A 25,385-nucleotide genomic window follows, 5' to 3' on the forward strand; every position below is an offset into this window, starting at 1 on the left:
CCGAAAGCCTCTCTCTCAGCACCAACTCGTCACGAAGCGCTGCGCCGCCCTCTCACTCTTGAGGGCAGCGCCCCAGAACCGACGACTTCCAATTAGCGCACCTTCGACTGCCAATTTGCCGGCATCGGCTGAAAGCCGGAGACACGCCTTTCCGCATCTCCGGCTTTCCGGGAATCAGGCCGCCCGGTCGAGCAGCTTCTTGGCTCGCGCCTCCAGGTCGAGCCGCGCGTCCTGCTGAGTTTTATCCCGCGCGACCGCGGTGATGCCCTGCACGAAGTCGAAAACGCTCTCGGGCTTGCGGCCTTCCTCAGCCAAGACGGTCTCGATGATCTTCGCCGTCTCGGCCTTGGAGAAGCCGCGCTTGCGAAGGAAGTCGCTGCGGTCCTCGTCGGAGCGGGCGACGATCTTTTCCCGCGCCGCTCTGATGCCGTTGACGAAGGGGAGCGGCGAGGAATTGGCGAAGCGGGTCAGCGCTGGCGCGGCCTCATGTGCAAAACGCGAGGCAGCATATTTCGAGTGGCGGATGGTGATCTCCTCGAAATCCTCGACGCCCCAGAGATTTCGGTTCTGGCAAACGGCGCGGAGATAGAAGCTCGCCATGCCAAGCGTCTTTGCGCCCACCTCGGAATTCCAGCAGTAGAAGCCGCGGAAGTAGAGGTCGGGCGAACCATCGGGCAACCGACCGGCCTCGATCGGGTTCAGGTCGTCGACCAGGAAGAGGAAGACGTCGCGATCGGAGGCATAGAGCGTGGTCGTGTCCTGGGTGATGTCGACGCGCGGATTGTAGATGCCGGTCGACCAGTCGAGCACCCCTGGGACTTTCCAGCGCGTGTCGCCCGTGCCGTTGCCGGCGATGCGCTGCACGGCTGCGACCAGCTCATGGTCGAAGATACGGCCATAGTCGGGCCCTGTGACGGCGCGCAGCTCGACGCGGCCATCTTCGATCTCGAGGGTCTTCACCTGCTCGGCCCGATGGGAGGTCAGCCCGTATTGTAGGTTGATGCCGGCGAGCGGCGCTGGAAGTTGGCGCAGGTAAGACGCCGGCGCGCTGACTAGAGCGGCGAGCTGGCCGAAGCTCCAATGGGTCGGAGCGATCGGCATGTCGGACCCGGGCAGCATCAGCGACAGGCGTTCGGCGTTATCACGGCTCGCGTCGACCCGGATCGCCGCACTCTCGACGGTGCGGGTACGGCTCCGCTCGATCCGGCCATGGACGGCGGCATACAGGTCCGATAGGGACAGGTAACGCTCGTCCGACGGTCGCGAGAACCATTCCGACGATACGCGGCCGTTGCGCTCGCCGCGGCTTACATCCACCTTGTAGCCGCCAGCGCGGTCGCGAGCGCCGTCCAGAATCTCCACATGAGTCATGGTAAGTCTCCATGACGGGCGCCGGAGGCCTCTCCTCCAACCCTCAACCCGTCACGGAGAACCGGTCCGCACTCTCACTCTCAGGGGCGTTGCGGGGTCTCCCCGCAGAAGGGGTCGGCCGAGACGCCCGGCTCGGCCGCAGGGGAAGGCGTTCCCCTCATGGACTACAGCACGCGTTCACAGCGAGAGCGGCGTTCGAAGCCCCGGCCACTCATCGGCTTCCATCTGCGCAGCGAGATCCGCCGTCCCGATCCTACGCACGCTCGATGCCGCGATAAATTGCGCGCCGAGGGCGAGCCTGACCACCTGAAGGCGCTTGAGGCCAGCGGGCTTGTACCGACTGGCAACATAGGGCGGGAGGTTCGCGATCACGGTCTGGGCGCGAGCATCGTCACGATGCGGTCGGGCGGCCGCCATTCGGGCGGCCAAGGCCGGTAGATTGTGACCGGCTGGACCACGAAAGGAATTGGGGTCGACGCCATCCCACACCAACGCGGCCTTCATCGACAACTCCGCGACCATGCAAATCGGCTGAATCACCGAGTCATGGCTGAACGAGGTCGGCAAGGTATTGGCGGCGTCTTCGAGGTTCGATCGGGCCATCCGCCACAGCGTCACCGCATCGGCATTACCGTGCTCGATTTCATTCAATCCCATCGTGAAGTCGTGGAGATCGGCGACGGCAAGGGTCACCTCAGCGGCGATGGTCCGATCCTGCCGGCACCAGCTCCACCACGTCTCGCCGTTGGCAAATCCGGCAATCTGCCAGGGCTGGAGAGCGTTGTCGCCGAACACCACGGGGAAGACGACCTTTCGAACTTGGTCGACGGATGCGATAATGCCGATGCCGGCGCCGGGCCAGCTCGTCTCGACCTCGGGCGTCATCGCAGCATAGGCATCCATGATGCGCTTCACGTCCGGATTTCCGTCGAAGCCCATGACGAAATCGGAACCGAGCAGCTCCATCGCCGCTCGGAAGGGGCGCTGGTGAACATGGACGCCTTCCTCCGCATATTTCATGTCGAGCCTGCGAAGGTCATCGATCGTCCATGTGCTCATGTGATCAGGCCTCGTCCCCGGTCTGGCCGGGCGTCGTGTTCGTGATCGTATCGAACCCGAAGACAGCCGGTACCTTCTCGCCCTTGACGGGCTGCCTCCCGGTGAGGTCTTCAACCTTCGTGCGGGGGCGGCCGTGACGGACAGGATCGGGGGTGCCGGGGTTTGGGAACGGCGGCAGGGAAAGGGGTTTGCCGTTGATGCACTGATCCTGCGAGATCGATGGCAGGAAGACCTGCAGCACCTCGTTGCCATAGGCGAAGGTGAAGAAGGCATAGGGCACGGTGTCGACGGTGGCTCGTCGCCGCATGAGCATCAGCACGATAAGGTCGTTTCGCATCGGCCCTGGGATGAATGTTCGGAACACCGGGAATTCAGCGACGAAGTTGCGCGAATGGTCCGTATCGCGGATCCAGTCATAGGTTTCCCGGAAGTGCTGGGTTTCGACGTCGGGAATAAGCGTTAGACCGATTTTGACGAGGCCTTTCAGCGCGGCGACGGGGATGTACGTGTCGCGGTGAAGTTGAAAGCGCAGTTGTTTGGCTTGCTCGTCCAGTTCGAAGAATGGCTCGTCCTCATATTCCTTCAATTGGAAGCCGGTGTCGACGTACTCCACCCGCCAACCCTTATCGGGACCTGGCTTCTTGATCGTCGGCACGCCGTTGCGGCCTTTGATGCGGGACAGCGTGCGCATCGGCTTGGACCAGTTGCCGAGATGGTTCTCGATCCCCTCGCCGAAGAGGTGGTTGCAAGCATCGCATTCGTAATTGCTGAACAAGCCGGTGTTGCCGAATGCCGCCGGCATCGCATGGGCCTCGTCCTTGAAGGTGACTTCGGGTTCGTGCTTGCCGCAGAAGCGGCAATGCCGTGGACTTTCGGCGCTGCCGAGAAACAGCCTCACTCCGGGCGTGAGGAAAATTGGCTCGGCGCCGGCATAGTGGGTGTCATAGAAATCCGCGGCCGCGAGTGTCTGCGGGTCCAGAGTATGCTCGGTCATCGGTTGATCCTCAGGCACTCGCGATCACCTTCAGTCTCATGGCGCGTGTCTCAAGAAGATAGGTCTCCACGCTCGCCAGCAGATGCAGCCCTTCTTCCGTGACGGCGGCGCGCGATAGGCCGGGTTGGATAATCCTCACGTCGAACTCATAGCGATAGTCCTGCCAACTCGCCTTCAGCTTTTTCAGAAAGGCGGCGTTCCCCTGCTCGAAACGGGAGCTTTGGCCCTTTTCGAGGCGAAGCTTCTCGCGCTTCAGCATGTGCGTGAACATCCGGTTGGGACGGTCGCGCCAACGTGCTGATTTCTGGGCCTGACCGCAGACCTCGTACAGATCTTTGACGCGAGCCCCAGGTGTCTCCGCGCTGGAATATTTGCAGTGGTGGAGTGTCACCTGCACGAGACCTTCGGTCACCCGGAACGTCACGACATCTGCAATCTCACCGGCGCCATCGTCGTCGAAGACGAGATCATAGGCGTCGACTCCTGCGAGCAAGGTTTCGATGACACGCCGTTGCACCGAGTCGGTGCGCTTTTCCGGCCCTTGCGCCTCAGCCCGGATGTTGGTCTTCGACCAATCCCAGGCTTCGATCCGGTCGGCCGGATAGGGCGCGGCCACAACGCCATCGGGCAAGGCATAAAGGTGGCTGTAGATCAGCAGCGAGCCGTCGCCGAAGTCGATCTGCGGGGAGTCATCGCCGAAGGATTCCGACAGAGGCTTCACCTTGCCGCCGACCTTGATCGTTGCCTTCGGGCCTGTTCGCTGCGGATAACGTGCACCGCCCTCGGCAAACACGATCTCGAACTCGGCGGCGTGGGTATCGCTGCGCACCGCAAACCGCAGCGGCCCGGTGCGTTCGTGATCTAGGAGCTCGATGTCGCATTCGGCGAACGGCACCGGCTCGTCGCCGAAACTGATCTCGATGCGGTCCTCGATTTGTGTCAGCAGCGATTCCGGCCAGTGGATCGCGACCGGTGGTGCCGCCGGCCGTTCGCTGATCTGGCGAGGCCGCATCGCGCTCTTGAACACGCTGTCCGTGGTGATCCCCGGATCATTGACGGCCTTGCCGATGTCCGCGCACCATTCGACCCAGTCGGTCAGGTCGCGGACGAGAGAGATAGACCAAAACTTGCCTTTCGCAGAGCAGCCGCGAGAGGCGGGAACGCCGTCGAGGAAGCCGGTCGCGAAGACGTTGTTCTTGATACGCGACTGGGATTTCGCGGTGTCGAGCCCGTCGGCGACATCAACGCCCATATACATGGAGTAGCGAACACCTCGGCCTTGGTGGTGGGTCAGGCCGAGATTGCGCAGGATCAGGCGATTGAAGCCGTGCAAGCTGCGGAAGACGTCCTCGCCTTCGACACGACGCGTTGTGTCGCCACACACCGTCTTGGCAAGCCGGTCATAGGGGCCCTTAGCCGAACTGCTGATATAGAGAAGCTGCCGGTCGGGATCCCAATGCATCATATGCAGGTCCCATATAACGTTCGTCGCATGCTGGGCAGTCGTCCAACCGGCTTGTTCCTCGGAACGGGTGACGAAGATGGCGACGCGCTGGTGCGGGTTGACCTTCATGCCCAGATAGACGCCCGGATTATACAGATCCTCTGCCCGCAGCGGCTCCCAGCCATCGCAGCTCGTGCGGTAGACCACCGCGTTCATCTTGGGTTCGAGCGTCTGCAGGGGAATGTCGCTGAGATCGCCGACAAAACCCTTGAACATATCGGCGCGGCGGACCTGGCGGTCGATCTTCGCGGTGCTGAGCGCTTCGACGAGCGCATTCCAGTCGGCGTCCTCCGCATAGAGCTTGGCCAAGGATCGATCGATGTCGTCCACACCCGTGTTGGCGATTACGGTTGCGTCCCCCAGGCGTGGGTCCTGGCGGGTAAAGCGGCCGACAAACTGGATGGTGACGGCGATGCTCTTGTGCGGGTCGTGAAGAGCCGCGATTTTCAGTTCCGGGAGATCGAAGCCTTCGCCTAGCATGTCGACGCAGACAATGATGCGACTGTCGAAGCGGCGCAGTGAGGCAAGGTTCGCGCGCCGCTCGCGGACCGGCTGCTGGCTGTGAACGATGACAGGCCGGAGCTCCGGATACAGCGCGCTATAGAGCTGGTGGAGATCCTTCGCGCGCTCGATGGTCTGGCACCGCGCCATGGCGAGATGATTGAGTCCGGCATCCAGGTCACCCTGGAGGACTTCGCCAAGTTTCTCCGCGATCGCGAAATCGGCGTCCGCCTGGTCGAGGCCGAACACCGCCTCGAAGCGGATCGGCTTGAAATAGCCTTCGGCCTGCGCCTTCTTGAGCGGATAGGTGTAGATGAACTCGCCATCGACGCGCCGACCGTCCTCACGGAAAGGCGTGGCGGTGAACTGGACGATCGGGAGCGGCGGTTCACGGTCGGTGAACAGGCCGCGGAAGCCGGCCCAGGTCGGGGCGCCGATGTGATGCGCTTCGTCGATGAACAGCGCTGAGGCCCGTACCGCCATCCGCTCCTGCACAGCCGCTTCGGCGCGGCCGGCGATCTGCATCGTGGTGACCACGACATTCGCGCTGTCGAAGATCTCATCGACCTCTGCAGCGGTGGTTGGAATATGCGAGAGGCGCATGACCAGCGGAAAGACTGCCTTGTCGTCGAGGCATTGCTGTTGCCGCAGCACGCCGAAGGTCTCGAACTTGCCGGCAATCTGCTCGCGCAGGGCGTCGGTAGGCACCACCACCAGCAGGCGCTCGAAGCGCCGGTGGGCATTGAGCGCGAGCATGGTTTCGGTTTTGCCGGTGCCGGTTGGCATGACGATGGTCGCCGGATCGGTTGACCGTGTCGCATGGGCAAGCGCGGCGTGAAGCGCGCCAATCTGCGGACGCCGCAACCCTGGCCGCGCTGAATGGCCGGCGGTGGCGGCTTGTCCCTCGCGCAGATGAACCGCATCCGTCCAAGACGTCGATACCGCAGTCAGCCGGTCGACGCGTTCAGTGCGGTCCAGCGCATCGATGCGGGTCGGCGATGCATTCATCCATCGACCTTCGCCGAGGTCCAACGCCTCGGCGATCCGCTCAGGCTCCGTCACGCCAGCAACCAGCAGAATGAGATCGGCGTCCAGAGGTGTCGCGGTCTTTGCGCTGATGATCTTCAGCGTCTCGCCGGACGGAAGGGCGGTTTCATGACCTGCGACCCGGCGGATTGCGAAGGGCCGTAGGCGACAACGCACGCGCTGGGCCGGAACCGCCAACTGCCGGACCGGGCTTCCCAGCACCTTGCCTTCGACCGCAAGGCGCGCCGGCAGGAGCAGTTCGACTTCAGGGCTGAAAAGATCGTCCTGGCCCGGAGCGGTGGGGCGCGTGCGCGTGAGCATCGCCGTTCCCCTTCTGGCTTACTTTTTGTTCGGGCGCTGGGTTAGCGCGGACGCCGCAGCGCTTTTCGCGGCCTTACTGCTCTTGGGATCCCGCAAAACCTTCGACGCGGCGCTAGCCGCCTTCTTGCTGGTCACTTCGCGACTGGGACTGCGCTTGGGCATTGCCTTTCCTCCCGAATCTCGCGCTCGCCACCATTGACGATCCGCGCTGATGTGACTATTAGTTATACGGATCGCGTCGATATGTCCATATACTTTTTATCCGTATCGGCGGTTTGGAGACGGAGTGTGATGTTGGAGAGCGCCACGGCGTTGAAATGGGGTGTGGAACGGCGGCTTGAATTCATCGAGTTCCGGCTGTTCTGGGAGGGCGGCGTCAACCGCTCGGACATCATCGACATGTTCGATGTCTCCGTGCCTCAGGCGTCGAAGGACCTGACACTCTATCAGGAGCGCGCGCCTCACAACGCGGTTTATGACAAGAGCGCGAAGCGGTACGTCGCTGCGCCCGACTTCTCCCCGATCTTCTTGAAGCCTGACCCGGACAGCTACCTGTCCCGCCTGCGCTCCTTGGCGGAGGGCCTAACTGAATCGAGCGAGTCGTGGATCGTCAGCCCGCCGGAGACGGATATTGCCCTGACACCCCGACGACGGGTCGACTCTGCAGCGCTGCGCGCCGTCCTCGACGCAATACGGGACAAGAGATCGCTAGAAGTTCATTACCAATCGATGAGCAAGGAGCGAGCTGCGCCTGTGTGGCGGCGCATGACGCCGCATGCGCTCGGCTATGACGGCTTCCGATGGCACGCCCGCGCTTACTGTCACATCGATGACAGGTTCAAAGATTTCCTGCTGCCTCGCATTCTTGGCGTCCGTAATCCCGGCGAGCCGGGAGCATCTGGCGTCGATGATCGCCAGTGGAACGAGACCTTTGACGTTGAGATCGGACCGCACCCCGACCTGACACCAAGCCAGAAGGATGTGGTCGCCAAAGATTTCGGAATGAAGAACGGGCGCGCTGTCCTGACGGTGCGCTACGCTATGCTCTTTTATGTTCTCAAGCGTCTGGGACTGCTTGGGGATGCGACGAAGCTGAATGCGCGTACGCAGCATATTGTGGCGCTCAACCGCAAAGAAACGGATGAGGCGCTCAAGGCTGCGGATTTTCAGATGTGACGGATAGGCAAGGCTTAGGGGCGGGTATGGCGCGGCTGGAAGATATCAAGAATGGCGCATCCGTTCGGGGCATTGCCTCGGCGCAAGCCGCGCAGGTCGTGTCCGTAGACTGGATCGGCGATCAGGCGATCAACGTCGTTTACCGCGATCATAACGGCACGGTGGCCGAGGCCGTTCTCTACCGGGACGACGAGCACCGTCTCGAGGTCGAGCAGAATGGGCGGCCCTGGTCGTTCGACGCCGACGGCGAATTGCTGCGCCTGGTGACCGAAGCCAACCGCATCAAGCTGGCCCATTATTTCGATCCGTACCTGGCAATCCACACGAGCCTGGTCGATCCGCTGCCGCACCAGATCTCGGCGGTCTATGGCGAGATGCTGCCGCGCCAACCGCTTCGCTTCCTCCTCGCCGACGATCCCGGCGCAGGCAAGACGATCATGGCCGGGTTGCTGATGAAGGAGCTGATCGCTCGCAGCGATCTGGAACGCTGTCTCGTCGTTGCGCCGGGCAGCCTGGTCGAGCAGTGGCAGGACGAACTCGGCCAGAAGTTCAATCTCGAGTTCGACATCCTTTCCCGCGACATGATTGAGAATTCGCGGTCGGGCAATCCGTTCAGCGACCGGGATAGGCTGATCGTCCGTCTCGACGTGTTGGCGCGCAATGAGGAGCTCCAGGAGAAGCTCATGAGCGCGCGCGAATGGGACCTGATTATCTGCGACGAAGCCCATCGCATGTCGGCCACCTATTTCGGCGGCGAGGTCAAATATACACGGCGTTATCAGGTCGGCCAGAAACTCGGCCAGGTCTGCCGCCACCTGCTGTTGATGTCGGCGACGCCGCACAACGGCAAGGAGGAGGATTTCCAGCTCTTCATGGCGCTCCTCGACGGCGATCGCTTTGAGGGCAGGTTCCGCGACGGTGTCCATTATGCCGACACCGAAGACATGATGCGGCGGCTGACCAAGGAGGAACTGCTCAAGTTCGATGGCCGGCCGCTGTTCCCTGAGCGGCGGGCGCGCACGGTCAAATATCAGCTCTCGGAAGGGGAGGCCGCGCTCTACACTGCCGTCACCGAATATGTGCGCACCGAGATGAACCGCGTGCAGCGTTTCGCCGAGGGGGACGGGAAGAAGCGCAACAATGTTGGTTTCGCCTTGCAGATCCTTCAGCGACGCCTCGCCTCGTCGCCGGCCGCCATCTACCAGTCTCTCAAGCGGCGCAGGGAACGGCTCGAAAACGAGCTGGGCGAAGCGCGCCTTGCCGCCAAGGGCCGCCGGGCCGGCGCAACCGAACCGGCGATAAACGCCGACATGCTGCGGAATATCGAGGAGTATGGCCAAGAGGAGATCGACGAGCTCGAGGATCTGATCTCAACGGGCGCGACGACAGCCGAGACGGTCGAGCAATTGGCCATCGAAGTCGAGACCCTGAAGGGGCTGGAGACGATGGCGCTCGGCGTGCTGCGTTCGGGCGTGGACACGAAATGGAGCCAGCTCAACCGGATTCTCGACGACGATTTGATGATCGACGCGGCCGGCAATCGCCGCAAGCTGATCATCTTCACCGAGCCCAAGGACACGCTGCACTACCTGCTTGAAAAGGTCCGGGCGCGGCTCGGCAACTCCGAGGCCGTCGAGGTGATCCACGGCGGCGTGTCGCGCGAAGAGCGGCGCAAGGTGGTGGAGCGCTTCATGCAGGACAAGGACATGCTAGTCCTGATCGCCAACGATGCGGCGGGTGAAGGCGTGAACCTTCAGCGTGGCCATCTCATGGTCAATTACGACCTGCCGTGGAATCCCAACAAGATCGAGCAGCGGTTCGGCCGTATCCACCGCATCGGTCAGACCGAGGTTTGCCATCTCTGGAATCTTGTCGCGGCCGATACCCGCGAGGGCGAGGTTTACGCGCGGCTGCTGGAGAAACTGGAAGCGGCGCGCGAGGCGCTGGGCGGCCGCGTCTATGACGTGCTCGGCGAATTGTTCGACGGCGTGGCCCTGAAGGATTTGCTGTTCGAGGCGATCCAGTATGGCGAGCAGGAAGACGTGAAAGCGCGTCTTTTCCAGCAGGTCGATGGCGCGGTGGATCAGGCGCACCTGCTCGAACTGCTGCGTCGTCGCGCCCTGACCAACGACACCATGCCGGAAGCGAGGGTCGAGGAATTGCGGCTGGAGATGGAGCGCGCCGAGGCGCTGCGCCTACAGCCGCACCACATCCAGAGCTTCTTCGTCGAGGCGTTCCAGCATCTGGGTGGCCGGATCAAGCGTCGGGAGGAAGGGCGTTGGGAGGTCACGCATGTCCCGGTGCGCATCCGTGAGCGTGACCGCCAGATCGGGACCGGCGCGCCGCTCCAGACCCAGTATGAGCGCATCTGCTTCGAAAAGGACAAGATCAACCAGCAGCCGGTCGCCGCCTTCGTTTGTCCCGGCCATCCGCTGCTCGAAGCCGTGATTAGTCTGATCCGCGAACAGTATGAGCAGATCATGCGTCAGGGGGCGATCCTGGTCGACGACACCGACGCGGGTGATGCGCTGTCGGCGATTTTCCTGCTGGAACATACCGTCCAGGACGGTCGCGTCACCAGCGCCGGCAAGCCGCATGTGATCTCGCAGCGGCTGCAGTTCGCCGCGATCGACAAGGCCGGAAACACCGTTAACGCCGGCATCGCGCCGCATTTGAATCTGCGGCCGGCAACGCCGGAGGAAGTCGGCAGCGTGCGCGATCTTCTGGAAGAGAGTTGGCTGACCACCGACTTGGAAAAGGCCGCGATCAGATTTGCGACGGTCGAACTGGCCCAAGGCCACGTCGCCGAGGTCAAGGCGCGGCGGCTGCCTGAGATCGAAAAGGTCGAGCAGGAGGTTCGCGCACGTCTCAAGAAGGAGATCAATTACTGGGACTCGCGCGCATTCGAGCTGAAGGAGGAGGAGCGCGCCGGCAAGAAGACGCGGGTGAACTGGCAGAACGCACAGCGCCGCGCCGAAGACCTAGCGGATCGGCAGAAACGCCGCATGGACCAGCTTGAGCGGGAGCGTTTCATCTCGTCGCAGCCTCCGCGCGTGCGGGGCGGCATGGTCGTCATCCCGCGCGGATTGCTGCAAGAACGTCAAGCGCCGAGCGTTCCGAACCATTTTGCAGAAGACCCGGCCGCGCGCCGGGAAATTGAGCTTGCGGCGATGGCAGCCGTGATGGCGGCCGAACGGGCACTGGGCAACGAGCCCGCTGACGTCTCCGCCCAGAAGATTGGCTATGACATCGCGTCCCACGATCCGAGGTCGGGGCACCTGCGCTTCATCGAGGTCAAGGGCCGCATCGACGGCGCAGACAGCGTGATGGTCACGCGCCAAGAGGTCATTACCTCCCTGCATGAACCGGAGAAGTTCATTCTTGCCATCGTGCCGGTCGCCGCGGGTTTTGCTCATGCGCCGCGCTATGTGCACGGCCCGCTCGTGGAACGGGAACCGTCGTTTCTCGAGACCGCGATCCAGTTCGACCTGCGACGCCTGCTAGAGCGGGCCCAAGAGCCGGCATAGGGGGGCGAGATGACCGGCATCGCGGATTTTTCCATCCTGGCCCCTGTGCCGCTGGAGCACCTTCAATCGGGGCGCGCCATCGCCAGCGCCTCGGGCTTCGTTGCCTTCGGGTCGCGTAAATGGGAGCTGTTTCGCAAGGTCGACGACCTGCGCGATGGCGCGAGGGTTCCGGTCCTGATCTATCCATCACATGAGGATGTGCCTGCCAAGCTGAGCTTCGTCGTGTCCTGGCTGGGGTGGTACGTCGGCTGCGAAGAAAGCCAAAACGGCAAACACTCAAAGGGGATGGTGCATCGGCCGCCGACTACAGGCCAATATGCCGCCGACAATCAGGGCCACTGGGCGGTGTTCTGGCATGTTTGCGATCTGCATGAGCTGCCCGCCGGGCAGCGGCTGCCGATCTCCGCCATCCAGACCACCAAGGGCGGCTGGCGCAAGACGGCGCCGCCGCGCGGCCCGGAATTGGTCTCCACGCCTTCGACGCTGGAGCTTTCGCTATGAGCGTGAGCCCCCAGATCGAAACCATTGCTGCCGATCCGCCCGACTATTTCCGGTCGATCCAAGAGCGCGCGACCGAGCGTTGGGACCAGCTTGAGGCGGACCCGGAACTGGCCGGCCCTTGGCACCAGCTTTTCAAGCAGGTGCAGAGCCCGCGGCACATTCTGTCCGAGTTGCTCCAGAACGCCGACGACGCCGGCGCCAGCGAAGCGCGGGTGTCGATCGTGGACGACCGCTTTGTGTTCGAGCACAATGGCGAGGACTTCATCGAGGCCCATTTCGCCTCGATTTGCCGCTTCGGCTATTCCAACAAGCGCGCCCTGCACACGATCGGCTTCCGCGGGATCGGATTCAAAAGCACGTTCAGCCTGGGCGATCGGGTTGAATTGTTCACGCCGACGCTGGCGGTGGCCTTCGAGCGTGTGCGGTTCACTCAGCCGCATTGGATCGACAGCCGCCATCCGACAACGGGAACCACGCGCGTCGAAGTGGCGATCGCCAACCCGCTGCTGCGCCGAGAAGTCGAGAAGAACCTCGACGAGTGGCTGAAGAGCCCGGTGTCGTTGCTGTTCTTCAAGAAGATCCGCCGCCTTCAGATCGGCGACAGCGAGGTGCATTGGCAGAGTCTCGGACCTGGCCCCATCGCCGAGAGCGAATGGATGGCTTTGGACGAGAAAGCCGAAGATCCCTTCCTCCTCGTGCGTTCGGGCGAGGAATCCTTCCCGGCCGAAGCGCTCGACGAGATCCGCAGGGAGCGGATGCTCGGGCCCGAGGATAGTGGCGATTTCCCGCCCTGCCGGGTGGAGATCGTGCTGGGCGCGAAGGGCCGCCTGTATGTCGTGCTGCCGACCGGCGTGGAAACGGCGCTGCCTTTCGCCTGCAATGCGCCCTTCATCCAGGACCCGGCGCGTCTCAAGATAAAGGACCCGGAGACCTCGCCAACCAATCGTTGGCTGCTGAACCGCGCCGGCGAGTTAGCCGCCAGCGCTATGATGGAATGGCTGGAGCAGACGAAGACTGGCCCGCAGGACCGGGCGGACGCCTATGGTCTGCTGCCGGACGTTGATCGAGAGGCGGCCACGCTCGAAGGGGCGTGCGGCGCCCTTGTCGAACTGGCGTTTGACGCCGCGGTCGAAGGCAGACCGATCCTCCTGACCGAGGAGGGGAGGCTGGTTGAGGCCAAGGCCGCGATCACCGTTCCGCGCCCTATCTTCGACATCTGGCCGGCTGACCAGGCGACGGCGCTGCTCGACGCCAGGTCCCGGCCGGCGCTTTGCCAGCATGTTTCAGTCAAGAACCGGACCAAGCTCGTACATTGGAGGCTGATCGAGGAGTTCTCGAAGTCAGACTTGCTGGACCGTCTGCGCAGCAACCATCTGCCGAAACCGGCGACTTGGCGCCACCTTCTGAACTTGTGGGTCTATATTGCGCCGGAGGTGACGGGCTGGCAGTGCCATGATGCCGACGCCCTGCGGATCGTACCCGTGCAGGGCAAGGAGGTGCTCTACGCGGCGTCGGAGATAGTCCGGCTCGGCGAAAAGAAGCTGCTTCAGTCGGAGGAGGATTGGGAATTCCTCGCCAGCCATTTGATCGTCCTCAACCAGAACTGGACCCGATTCCTCGCCGATCAGCGCCGTGACAAGTCCGAGGGCCGAGCCGGCAATGATCCCGTCGAGGCGGCTTTCGCGGTGTTGGAGGAGATCGGGCTCGACGAAACGAGCGACGTCAACGCGGTGATCGAGAGGGTCGCCGCCGACTATTTCGGCTCCGGCCAACCGAAACTAACCGAGTGCGTTCAGCTTGCCCAGATCGCGGCCAAGCTCGGCGTCACGATCGGCGACTCGTTCCGATATGCCTGCGCCGATCGAACACTGCGGGCGATCGGTAAGGGCGTGTTGTTCGACGAGAATGGCGCGTTGGAGGAGCTGCTGCCGGAGGTCGTCCGAAAGACTCAGCTCCTGCACGGCGACTATGTTGCGGGCTTCAAGTCCTGCACGCGGGAGGATTGGCTGCGCTGGGTGTCGTCTGGCCGGTCGGGGCTTCAGACTATGGCGCCGCTGGACCAGAAGCGGCAGAGCCTCTACGGGCGGCAGCAGCTTACATCGGAGGCGCAGGCGCGCGGCGCCCGTAGCGCCCTCTACTACCCCTATGTCACCAACCAATTCGTCATCGAGGACTGGGATTTCCCTGTCGACTATTGGCGGCATTGGGAGGGGCTGGCGAAGACTGACGCGGGTATTTGGGCGAAGATCGTCGGCAAGATCCTGGATCAGCGTGACACTTATTGGTCGCGAGCCATCAATGCCCGCCTGTCACAGGTGGCGACCACCGGGTCCACGCGATCGGTTTCATCAGAGCGCCTGCTGACCGATTGGTTGCTGAAGCTGCGGGCCAAGCCCTGCCTTCCCGATACGCGCAACATGATCCAGCTTCCGGCGGATCTGGTCCGCAGGACACCGGAGACGGAGGCTTTGATCGACGTCGAGCCCTTCGTGCATGGACTGCTAGATAGGGAAACAACGCGCCCGCTGCTCGACCTTCTCGGGGTCCGCAGCACGCCGAGCGGTCCCGGGCGTTTACTCGACCGGCTGCGCGCCCTAGCCAAATCCGACAAGGCTCCGGCCCACGAGGTCGAGAAATGGTATCGCCGCCTGGATCAGATGCTCGACGGGTGCTCGACCGCTGACGCGCAAAACATCAGGAACGCCTTCAAGGCAGAGAAGCTGATCCTCGCCCAGGACGGGACGTGGGCGACGGCCGGCGGCGTCTTCCTAGCCGGTGACGAAGAGGATGTTCCCGGCGCCGCGGTCGTGCGCGCCTCCGTACTCGACCTCAGCCTGTGGCACCGTATCGGTGTCGCCGACCGCCCCTCCGCGGACCTGGCGCTGCAATGGCTTGGGACTTTGGCCTCGGGGAAAGCGCTGTCGGCGGACGACGCCAGGCGTGTTCGCACGTTGCTGGTCCGATACCCGGTCCGCATCTGGGAGGAGTGCGGGCACTGGCTGAACCTCGTGGGCGAGTGGGCGCCGGTCGATACGCTTGCCTATGGCCTGAGCATGCAGACCCTGTTCCGGTGGAGCCATCTGCACGAATGGGTCAAGCGCAAGACGGCCGATTTTCAGCGGCTGTCGGGGGAGACCGTGCAGGCGCCGCCATTCTCGGCGTTGCCGGCCTTGTCGGACCTCGTCAAGGAGCATTTCAACCAGCCGTCGCTGCTGGCCGGCATCGAAGATCGCCGCGCTTGGCTGACGGCGTTCGGAACCCAGCTCGGACGGATCGAGCTTGCCGATGCCGCCGAGACCGAGCGCGAGCGGGCGCTGGCGGAAGCGATCGCGGCAACGAGATGGGTCCAGACCCCCAAGCTGGAGGTCATTCCCTATCTCGACGGCGTGCCCGCCGGAACGGCGCGACTCACCGACATCCTGTGGCTCGACGGCAAGCTGTTTGTCAGCCCGCTATCCAAGGCCAAGCTCGCGAAGCGGGTCCCGGAAGAGATCGGCAGGAGCCTGAGCGCGGATATTCGCGCGGCGCTGGCCTATGCGTTCGAGCGTTCGCCCGAGGACATCCGGGAATATCTCGAGGAAAACTTCACGCTCGGCCCCGAGCAAATGGTCTCTGCTCCGATCACCGAGGCCGAACCGGACGCCGTGCCCGGCGATGATGGTGAGAGCGACAAAACCGCTGAAGGCGCGGGCGACGACGCCGAGCCGGTCGATGCGGACGATCTCCACCTGGCGGAGGAGGGCGAGCCCGCGACGCTCCCCGAACCCGCGCCTCCCACGGGAGAGCCAGATCGCGAGCTGATCGAAACGGAGGTTACGACCAGACCGCGCGCCGCGCCGAAGCCCCCACGCCCGAGCGTCATGGCGCGCTTTGCGTTAGCCCAGGGCTACAAGGTCGACGGCGAGGATCGCTTCTTCCATGCGGACGGGAGCTGGATCGGCCGCGGCAACGGCGCGCGCTTTCCATGGGAGCGCCGCTCGGCGGGTGGTGAGATTCTTCGCCACTACTATCCAAAGGACCACTGCCTGGAGTACGAACCGCTCCAGCTTGAAGCGGACGTCTGGGGTCTGCTCGACCAGAAGCCGGACCTCTATTCGTTCATTCTCATCAACCCGGAGGGTGATGCCGTCGAAATGACGGGCGCCCGCCTGCGCGCCCTGCGCGATGGCGGCGAGCTGACCATCCACCCTGCAACGTACAGGCTTGTTTATGACCTCGACAACTAACACAAAGAAGAAACTGATCGAGGTTGCGATCCCGCTCGAAGCGATCAATGCCGCCTCCGCACGGGAAAAGTCGATCCGGCATGGCCATCCGTCCACGCTGCATCTGTGGTGGGCGCGGCGGCCCCTGGCCGCGTGCCGTGCGGTGCTGTTCGCCCAGCTTGTCGACGATCCGTCGAGCGATCTTGAGAAATTCCCCACGCACGAAGCCCAGGAGGCGGAGCGCAAGCGTCTGTTCGCGATCATCGAGGACTTGGTGAAATGGGAGAACTCGACCAACGAGGAGGTGCTGGCGCGCGCCCGTGCTGAAATCCGGAAGAGCTGCGGCGGCGAACTGCCCTCGATCTATGATCCATTCTCAGGCGGGGGGACCATTCCGCTCGAGGCACAGCGTTTGGGCCTGCCCGCCTACGGATCCGACCTGAATCCGGTTGCCGTGATGATCGGCAAGGCAATGATCGAAATCCCGCCGAAGTTCAAAGACAAGGAGCCGGTCCATCCCGGCGCGAAGGATCAGCAGTTCTACCGCAACGCCGAGGGTCTGGCCGAGGATGTCAAATATTATGGCGAGTGGGTGCGAGAGAAGGCGTGGGAGCGCATCGGGCACCTCTACCCGCAGGTGGACCTACCGAAGGAATATGGTGGTGGTTCGGCGACGGTTATCGCCTGGATCTGGGCGCGTACTGTCCCCAGCCCCGATCCCGCTTTCTCCGATGTTCAGGTCCCGATAGCGTCGAGCTTCTTGCTCAGCAGCAAGCCCGGCAAGGAGGCGTGGGTCCAGCCGATCGTCGATCGGCAGGCGAAGACCATTACCTACAGGATTAGGCACGGGGGGACGAAGGCCGAAATCGCCGCCGCGAAGGAGGGCACTAAGGCTGGCCGAGGCGCGAATTTTCGCTGTCTGATGTCGGATACGGCGATCACGCCTGACTATGTGAAGAGCAAAGGACGTGCTGGCAAAATGGGCCAGACGCTGATCGCCATCGTCGCCGAGGGCAACCGCAGTCGGGCCTATGTCGAACCTACCGAGGAGCATGAAACGCTGGCACTCTCGGCACGGCCTGAGTGGAAGCCTGAGACCAGTCTCCCGAATGACCCACGCAATTTCTGGACTGTCGACTACGGTCTAACAACGTTCGGTGACTTGTTCACAGACCGGCAGTTGATGGCGCTTAATATTTTCAGTGATCTGGTGCATGAGGCGCGAGTACAGATCGAAGTGGACGCGTTGCGCGCGGGCCGATCCTCCGACACGACCCCGCTGCGGGACGACGGCAAAGGTGCAAAAGCCTATGCCGAAGCAGTAAGCGTGTATTTGGGGATGGTTGTTAACAAGGTTGCGGACAGGCACACGTCGATCGCCACGTGGGACTCCAGTCCGACAAAGCTGCAACTGCGAAATACATTTGCTAGACAGTCTATTCCCATGACTTGGGATTTTGGCGAAGGTAATGTCTTTTGTTCATCGTCGGGCGCTTGGGGGCCAAGCGTTAATTGGGTTTCTATGTCTGTCTCGGTTCTTCCGTCATTCGCGACAGGGTCCGTCGTTCAAGAGAACGCTCAGGCGCAAAATATCGCGTCAGGAAAGGTAATTTCGACTGATCCTCCATATTACGACAATATCGGATATGCTGATCTCTCGGATTTTCTATTTATTTGGATCAGGCGCGCGCTTCGCGGTGTTTATCCCGATCTTTTCTCGCTTTTGGCAACACCAAAAGAGGATGAACTTGTTGCGACCCCATATCGCCACGGCGGGCGTGAGGCGGCAGAGTCTTTCTTTTTGAGAGGGATGACCGTTGCTATCGAAGGTATGGCCAGCCAGGCATCGGATGCGTTTCCAGCGACAATCTATTATGCCTTCAAGCAAAGCGAGGTAGCACAGGAAGGAATTAGCTCAACTGGTTGGGCAACATTTCTTCAAGCCGTTGTCGAAGCTGGGTATGCCGTCGTTGGGACCTGGCCGATGCGCACGGAAATGGCCAATCGCATGATAGCATCTGGCACTAATGCTCTCGCCAATTCGGTCGTCCTCGTTTGTCGGAAAAAGGAAGCCAACGCCGAAACTATCACTCGCGCTGAATTCATCCGCGCGTTGAAGCGCGAGCTTCCGCCATCGATTTCCGAGCTTCAGGCTGCCAATATCGCGCCTGCTGATATGCCCCAGTCGGCCATTGGTCCTGGCATGGGCGTGTTCTCCCGCTACACGGCTGTGTTGGAGTCTGACGACAATCCGATGAGCGTGAAGACGGCGCTTCAGCTCATCAACAAGGAACTCGACGAATACCTGGGCGGTATTCAAGGCGAGTTCGATCCTGACACCCGCTTCGCCATCACCTGGTTCGAGCAGAATGGGCTGAAGACGGGCGACTATGGCACGGCCAACAGCATCGCCACGGCGCGCGGCATCTCGGTAGAAAGCGTCAAACACGCCGGGATCGTCGAAAGCGCCGCCGGCAAAGTCCGTATCCTCGCGCGCGACGAATTGGACGAGGACTGGGACCCGGAGGATGACCGCCACCTAACGGTGTGGGAATGCCTCCAGCAACTAGTCCGGCAACACGAGAAAGACGGCATTTCTCAGGATACCGCCATCTTGCTCAAGAAGATCAATAGTCAGGCCGAGGCCGTAAAGGATCTCGCCTACTGCCTCTATGACATCAGCGCCAACAAGCGGAAGGATGCGAAGGAGGCCACCTCCTACAACGCCCTGATCGCCGATTGGGCCGAGCTGACGAAGGCGGCGGCGGCCATCCACGATACGCGCGGCGATCGTCAGATCCGGCTGGACATTTAAGGGGGAAGGGACGTGGCAAAAAGTACGCGCCAATATGTGTTTGAGGGGATGGAACTGCTGCCCGCGGCGCTGATCCCTTTCGTCGAAAAGCGGCTCGAAACCTCGCTCAAGGGGCACTGGCAGGTTCAGGTTCTGGAGAAGCTGCCGAGCCTACGTCCCAATAGCAACGGTGAGGTCGGCTGGGACCACGCAGCGTTGTTCAACGCCATGGATCGTTTCTGGAGTGAGGCGTTCAAGGCGGTGCTCGGCCGCGCCGAGCGATCGCTGGTCAACGAACTGGGCGATGTCCGCAATAAGCTCTCTCACAACGAGACCTTCACCTACGATGACGCCGAACGCGCGCTCGATTCCATGCGGCGCCTGATGGAGGCGATCAGCGCCGGTGAGACAGCCGAGCAGCTCGGCAAGATGCGCGACACCATCCTGCGCACGAAATTCACGGAGCTTCAGCGCAATGAGGAGCGGCGGAAAACCCAGCGTCTGGAGATTTCGGTCGAGACCGTGGCGGGGCTGCTGCCGTGGCGTGAAGTGGTCGAACCGCATCAGGATGTTGCCACCGGCGAATTTCAGCAGGCGGAGTTCGCGGCGGATCTGGCCAAGGTTCATTCGGGCAGCGCCCCGCCTGAATATCGCGATCCCCGCCAGTTCTTCAGTCGCACTTATCTGACGGAGGGGTTGAGCACCCTGTTGGTGGGGGCTGCCAAGCGGCTGTCCGGCAGCGGCGGCGATCCCGTCGTCGAGCTGCAAACCAATTTTGGCGGCGGCAAAACACACTCCATGCTGGCGCTCTACCACATGGCGGGGCCGACTCCTGTCCAAGACCTGTCCGGCCTGGATCAGCTCCTAGAGAAGCAGGGGCTCAGCGTGCCGCCGGGCATCAACAGGGCGGTGCTCGTGGGCACGTCGCGCGGGCCGCAGGACGTGCTCCACGCCGAAGGCGATCGAAAGATTCGCACCACCTGGGGCGAACTCGCCTGGCAGCTTGGTGGCGCCGACGCTTTCGCCATGGTTGCGGAGAATGACGCGAGTGGCATCGCTCCGGGCTCGAACCTCTTGGAAGCGCTCTTCAAGAAGTATGCGCCGTGTTTGATCCTGATCGATGAGTGGGTCGCCTACCTGCGTCAGATCTACAAGGTTGAGGGGCTGCCCTCCGGGTCGTTCGATGCGAACCTGTCATTCGTCCAGTCGTTGACCGAGGCGGTCAAGGCCAGTCCGGGTACGCTGCTCGTCGCCTCATTGCCGGCCTCGCAGATCGAGGTCGGCGGCGAAGGAGGTCAGGAAGCGCTCGCGCGTTTGAAACAGACTTTCAGCCGCGTGGAGTCCTCATGGCGCCCGGCAAGCCAAGAGGAGAGCTACGAGATTGTCCGGCGGCGGCTTTTTAAGGAAATTCCCGGCGACAAGTTCCACCATCGCGACAACACGCTGAAGCAGTTCGCGAAGCTCTACCGCGAGAACGCCAACGATTTCCCACAAGGATGCGCGGACGAGGATTACCGGCGCAAGCTGGAGAAGGCGTATCCAATCCACCCCGAGCTTTTCGACCAGCTCTATACGTGCTGGGGCTCGCTGGAGAAGTTTCAGCGTACGCGCGGCGTTCTGCGCCTCATGGCGCAGGCCATTCACGAGTTGTGGATGAACGCCGATCCGTCGGTAATGATCATGCCCGGCAGCGTCGCGGTGAGTTCGCCGCGTGTGGAGCCGGAATTGCTCCATTATCTCGACGTGAGCTGGCAGGCCATCATCGCTGGCGATGTCGATGGCACGACGTCCACGCCCTATAAGGTTGATCAGTCGGCCCCGAACCTGAACCGGTATTCGGCGACTCGCCGCGTCGCGCGTGCGATTTTCATGGGGACCGCGCCAACCGCGCAGCAGCAGAACACGGGCCTCGACGACAAGCAGATCAATCTTGGCGTTGTGCAGCCGGGGGAAAGGCCGTCGATCTTCGGTGATGCGCTGCGTCGGCTGACCAACCAGGCCAAGTTCATGCACGCCGATCTTGGCCGGTACTGGTATTCGATGTCGGCCAGTCTCAATCGTATCGCGGCGGATAAGGCAGCGCAGATCGAGGCCGCGTTGGTCGATGTCACGATCGATGCGGAACTCGGGAAGTATGTGAACGGCCTCGCCGATCGAGGGCATTTCGACGCCGTACAGGTCGCGCCGGCGTCGTCGGCCGAAGTCCCCGATGAAGCCGGCGGCGTGCGGGCCGTCGTGCTTGGCGTTAAATATCCGCACAATGGCCGGGACGGCTCCGAAGCCCTGGTTGAGGCGAAGGACATTCTTACCCAGCGGGGCAGCACGCCGCGCGTCCATCGGAACATGCTGGTCTTCATCGCGGCGGAGGGTCGCCAGCTCGACCATCTGAAAGACTCAGTGCGGGCTTTCCTCGCGTGGGGAGAGATCGTCCGGGACACGGAACGACTGAACCTGACCCAGAGCGATAGCGCTCTCGCCAAGTCGAAGGTGGCCGAGGCCAACGAGACGATGAAGACACGGCTCAAGGAGACGTGGTGCTATCTGCACTATCCAGTCCAGGAGAGCGCGACTGCGGATTGGGAGTGGGTGTCTGGAAAGATCCCCGCTCAGGACGGATTGCTGGCGAGAGCCAGCAAGAAGCTCGTGGCGGAAGAGGGACTGCTGGTCGAATTGGGCCCGTCGCGTCTCGATCGCGATCTTCAGAAATATATATGGAACGGCAAGCCGCACCTGTCGCTCAAGGACCTGCGGGAGTATCTCAACCGCTATATCTATCTACCACGGATCAAGAATCAGGAGGTCCTGGTTAGGGCCGTGCAGGCCGCCGTGGGCGGCATGTTGCCCGGTCCGTTCGCCTATGCCGAACGGTGGGATGAGAGAACAGATACCTACCTCGGCCTCGCGATCGAACGGGCTGGCAGCGCCATCGTCGTCATCGATAGCGACAGCGTCATCGTAAAGCCCGATGTCGCCGAGGCTCACCGGCCGGCGCCGGTCCAGGCCGGACCCGCCGGCGGCCCGGATGTGCGGGGTGATGAGCCGCCAGTAACCACCGGGGGGCAGCCGATTGGCGGAACACCTGAACCGCAATCCTCAGAGCGCAAACCCACCCGGTTCTCGGGGGCGGTGATGATTTCGCCAGACCGACCAGCGAGGGACATACATCAGATCGTCGAGGCGATCGTCGAGCAACTCACGACCCTGCCAGGCAGCGAAGTGAAGCTTAGGCTCGAGATCGAGGCAGAGGTTCCGGCGGGCCTCGATCGGGCGAAGGTGCGAACACTGATCGAAAATGCCAACACGCTCGGCTTCGTCGAGAAATCGGTCGAGTAAATGATCGGGAGCGGACCTGTCGAACGCGACCTGATCTTCATCTCCAAGGCGACGCCTGGCGATGACCAGTTCGTGCTGTGGCTTGCGCCGCGACTCGAAGCCGCTGGCTATAAGGTCTTTGCTGACATTTTCGACCTCGATGCCGGAGACGAATGGCGCGGCAAGCTCACCGCGGCGCTTCAGACGCGGGCGATCAAGATGCTGCTATGTTGCAGCGACGAGACGCTCGCCAGAAGGGGCGTTCGCGAGGAGATCGCCATTGCGGAAGACTTGGCCAAGCAGCTCCCCGATCCCAATTTCATCATCCCACTCAAGGTGCGCACCTTCCAAAAGCTTTTCGGGATAGGTGGCCTGCAATATGTCGACTTTGAGAACGGTTGGGCGAAAGGGCTGGCGAGCCTGCTCAAATCGCTCGAACGGCAGCAGGTGCCGAAGACGGGCGGCGGGATCATACAGCCTGAATGGTACGCTCATCTACGCCGACGCGCTGTGGAGATCGAAGCGACTCCAGAGGTCTTGACGTCTAATTGGCTCCGCATCCTGCGGATGCCGGACAAGCTCAATCATCTGGTGCCACGCAACCGGCCCAATGACGCTTTGCTGCGCAAGCTCGGCTCGTCCTTCGAGTATCCCATGGCCGAATTCAGCGACGGATTCTTGACCTTCGCCAGTCCGCTCGACCTGGACGAGCATTTCGAGCAAGTCGGGCCGTTTCGCGTGGAGCGTGATTTCGATGTTCTCGATCTTCTCGAGAACGGGTCCTTGGAAGCGGGGATCGAGAGCCGAGATGCTCGCTCGATCATGATTAATCTTCTGCGCCAGGCATGGGAGAAACATTGCAGCGCCCGAGGCTTTCTTGCCCACAGCTTCTCAAGTGGCCTGTCATTCCACGTCGGAGAGGGCAAACTGGGTCTCAAGAAGCGCGTCTCATGGGGGCGTCAGGGTGAGCGTCGGAATTCGATGCTGCGCGGCGTCGCCCGTAAGAAGATCTGGGAATATGGCGTCAGCGTCATTCCCAGCCTCTTTCCGTATCCACATATGCGCCTCAAGGGGCGCGTGTTGTTCTCCGACATCGGGGAGCGCAATAAGCCGATCGCCATTCCAGACAAGAAAAGCCAGTTTCGCCTGCGGCGCTCGATCTGCTCGGCTTGGCGCAACAAGGCCTGGCATGGTCGTGTGATGGCGTTCATGGAGCTGTTGGCCGGCGACAGTCCTTATGTTGATCTCGCAGTCGGCTCAGGCGGAAGCATCACGCTTGATGCGATGCCGATCCAGTTCACCGCGCCCGTGACCGCGCGGCAGACCAATCAGCTCGGCGAGGATGCGGAGGAAGCCGATTCTACAACGCTTGGTGGCCACTTCGGGGAGGAAGACGCTTGATCGAATTTCCCGAAAAATCCGTTCCCGTCCTCTACATTCCGGAACCGCCGCTCGGGTTTGGACATGGACAGGCATCGGATCATCCGAAGGACGGCCTGACACTGTATGGGCCCGCGACGGCGCCCGATCGTGCGCAAATCACGATCGGCGCGATCGGTACAAAACATGGCCTGGATCTTCTGCGCCGGTGGCTTGAGGCGATCAGCAATCCTGTCGCGATTCCTCCTCGCGGCAAGCGCGACAAGGAGTTCCGGCTGCATCTCTCCGACTTTCCCGGTCTTGAAGAGGCCTTTGGAATCCGCGTCGATCTAAGCGCAATGATCGCTTGTGAGATCGACTTTGCAGACATTCGCGCTGCGATTGCGATCGAGAACCATCACGAAGCGGTCGCCGCGACGACGAAGCTGTTCATTGATCCAATCGAGCGTCACGCGAAAAACGAGGAGCGGACGGTTGACGTCTGGATCTTCGTCGTGCCGGAAATCGTGTTCGAGACCTGCCGGCCGGTCGCGGGGCAGCGCCGCAAGGTCGCGCTCATCGAGGGGGACTTGCCCAAACGCCAAAAGGGGCGTGCTGATCTTCCGCTGCTCGCCGGGGTCATAGATGACACGCTTGAGTCGGTGTTCGATGATATTCCCGACTTCCATCGTCAGATCAAGGCGAAGCTTCTGAAGCTGGGCATGACATCCCAGCTCATCCGCGAGACGACCCTTGCCCCCGAGGAGTTCGTGAACAAGGCGGGATATCCGAAGCGCGGTACTCAGGATTCCGCCACCGTCGCCTGGAACCTGGCGACGGGCCTGTTCTACAAGACGCAGGCCGAGCCCCCGTGGAAGATTGCCGGCATGCGGCCGGGCGTCTGCTATGTCGGTCTGGTATTCAAGCTCCTTCCCAATCATCCCGACAATCACGCCTGCTGCGCGGCGCAGATGTTTCTCAGCGAAGGCGACGGCGTCGTATTTCGCGGGGCGAACGGACCTTGGCAGACCGAAAACAGGGAATTTCACCTCAGCGATCTGGCTGCGGGGAAGCTGATCAAGACGGTTCTGGATACCTACAAGCAGCGCTTCGGGGCCTATCCTAAAGAGCTGTTCATCCACGGCCGGACCAAGTTCAACGACGCGGAATGGGAGGCGTTCAGCAAGGCCGCGCCCGATGGGACAAATATCGTTGGCGTGCGGATCCAATCGACACATGGCGAGACCAAGCTCTTTCGCGACGGAGATTATCCATGTCTGCGCGGCACGGCGATCCAACTCGGCGACAAGGATGCTTATCTGTGGACCGCGGGATATGCGCCACGCATCGATACCTATATCGGCCCGGAGACGCCGAACCCGTTGTTCGTAACCGTGCTGCGCGCGAGCGGCGAATATCCCGCCATCGAGACCGTGCTGGCTGACATCCTCGGTCTCACGAAAATTAATTACAATGCCTGCAACTTCAGCGACGGGCTGCCGGTCACCATTCGTTTCGCGGACAAGGTCGGAGAAGTGCTTACCATGGGAAGCGCCGCAGGGGCCGAGAAGCAGCCTTTCAAATTCTATATTTGAATGCCTGGGTGGCCCGGTTTGCTGTGCCGGCTGAGCCATCAGGCGAGATGCTCAGCGCTCTCGAAGGCACCGACCGGGGGAGGCACCTCATACGCTTACAATTAGCTGGTAGCAGAAACCTTTGGCAGGGCGGTGTGATT

Annotated in this window: 12 protein-coding genes; 8 read left to right on the top strand and 4 right to left on the bottom strand. The window is 62.1% G+C overall.

Annotated features, from left to right (window positions below; translation table 11 throughout):
• Nucleotides 1–174: 174 nt before the first annotated feature.
• From PH558_RS11280 to PH558_RS11295, 4 genes are all read right to left on the bottom strand, one after another.
• Nucleotides 175–1,371 carry a DUF932 domain-containing protein gene (locus tag PH558_RS11280; protein WP_285204282.1) on the bottom strand — a complete coding sequence of 399 codons (1,197 nt, stop codon included), beginning with the start codon at nt 1,369–1,371 and terminating at the stop codon, nt 175–177.
• 177 nt (nt 1,372–1,548) lie between these two features.
• Entirely contained in the window at nt 1,549–2,430 is an 882-nt protein-coding gene (locus PH558_RS11285) for a hypothetical protein (protein WP_285204283.1), read from the bottom strand.
• A gap of 4 nt (nt 2,431–2,434) precedes the next feature.
• On the bottom strand, nt 2,435–3,424 hold the full coding sequence (locus PH558_RS11290; protein WP_285204284.1) for an HNH endonuclease: 990 nt from the start codon (nt 3,422–3,424) through the stop codon (nt 2,435–2,437).
• 10 nt (nt 3,425–3,434) lie between these two features.
• A complete protein-coding gene (locus PH558_RS11295; protein ID WP_285204286.1) occupies nt 3,435–6,776 on the bottom strand; it encodes a DEAD/DEAH box helicase in 3,342 nt (1,113 codons plus the stop codon).
• Between the two features lie 291 nt (nt 6,777–7,067).
• Between PH558_RS11295 and PH558_RS11300 the strand changes: the two genes are divergently transcribed.
• The 8 genes from PH558_RS11300 to PH558_RS11335 are packed head-to-tail and all read left to right on the top strand — an operon-like array spanning nt 7,068 to nt 25,245.
• Nucleotides 7,068–7,952, top strand: coding sequence for a helix-turn-helix transcriptional regulator (locus PH558_RS11300; RefSeq protein ID WP_285204287.1), 885 nt, complete (start codon nt 7,068–7,070; stop codon nt 7,950–7,952).
• 26 nt (nt 7,953–7,978) lie between these two features.
• Entirely contained in the window at nt 7,979–11,479 is a 3,501-nt protein-coding gene (locus tag PH558_RS11305) for a helicase-related protein (RefSeq protein ID WP_285204288.1), read from the top strand.
• A 9-nt stretch (nt 11,480–11,488) separates the two neighbouring features.
• Nucleotides 11,489–11,980, top strand: a complete 492-nt coding sequence (locus tag PH558_RS11310; protein WP_285204289.1) for a hypothetical protein — start codon at nt 11,489–11,491, stop codon at nt 11,978–11,980.
• Nucleotides 11,977–16,206, top strand: a complete 4,230-nt coding sequence (locus PH558_RS11315; RefSeq protein WP_285204290.1) for a sacsin N-terminal ATP-binding-like domain-containing protein — start codon at nt 11,977–11,979, stop codon at nt 16,204–16,206. Before PH558_RS11310 ends, PH558_RS11315 begins: the two co-directional genes overlap by 4 nt.
• Nucleotides 16,190–19,000, top strand: a complete 2,811-nt coding sequence (locus PH558_RS11320; protein WP_285204291.1) for a DUF1156 domain-containing protein — start codon at nt 16,190–16,192, stop codon at nt 18,998–19,000. The genes PH558_RS11315 and PH558_RS11320 overlap by 17 nt, the downstream gene beginning before the upstream one ends.
• A 12-nt stretch (nt 19,001–19,012) precedes the next feature.
• On the top strand, nt 19,013–22,312 hold the full coding sequence (locus tag PH558_RS11325; protein WP_285204292.1) for a DUF499 domain-containing protein: 3,300 nt from the start codon (nt 19,013–19,015) through the stop codon (nt 22,310–22,312).
• A complete protein-coding gene (locus PH558_RS11330; RefSeq protein ID WP_285204293.1) occupies nt 22,313–23,692 on the top strand; it encodes a toll/interleukin-1 receptor domain-containing protein in 1,380 nt (459 codons plus the stop codon). It abuts the gene before it with no gap.
• Nucleotides 23,689–25,245, top strand: a complete 1,557-nt coding sequence (locus PH558_RS11335) for an argonaute/piwi family protein (protein ID WP_285204294.1) — start codon at nt 23,689–23,691, stop codon at nt 25,243–25,245. The genes PH558_RS11330 and PH558_RS11335 overlap by 4 nt, the downstream gene beginning before the upstream one ends.
• Nucleotides 25,246–25,385: the final 140 nt, after the last annotated feature.

Origin of the sequence: Rhizobium pantanalense (genome assembly GCF_030182525.1) — a bacterium.
Lineage (GTDB): Bacteria > Pseudomonadota > Alphaproteobacteria > Rhizobiales > Rhizobiaceae > Rhizobium.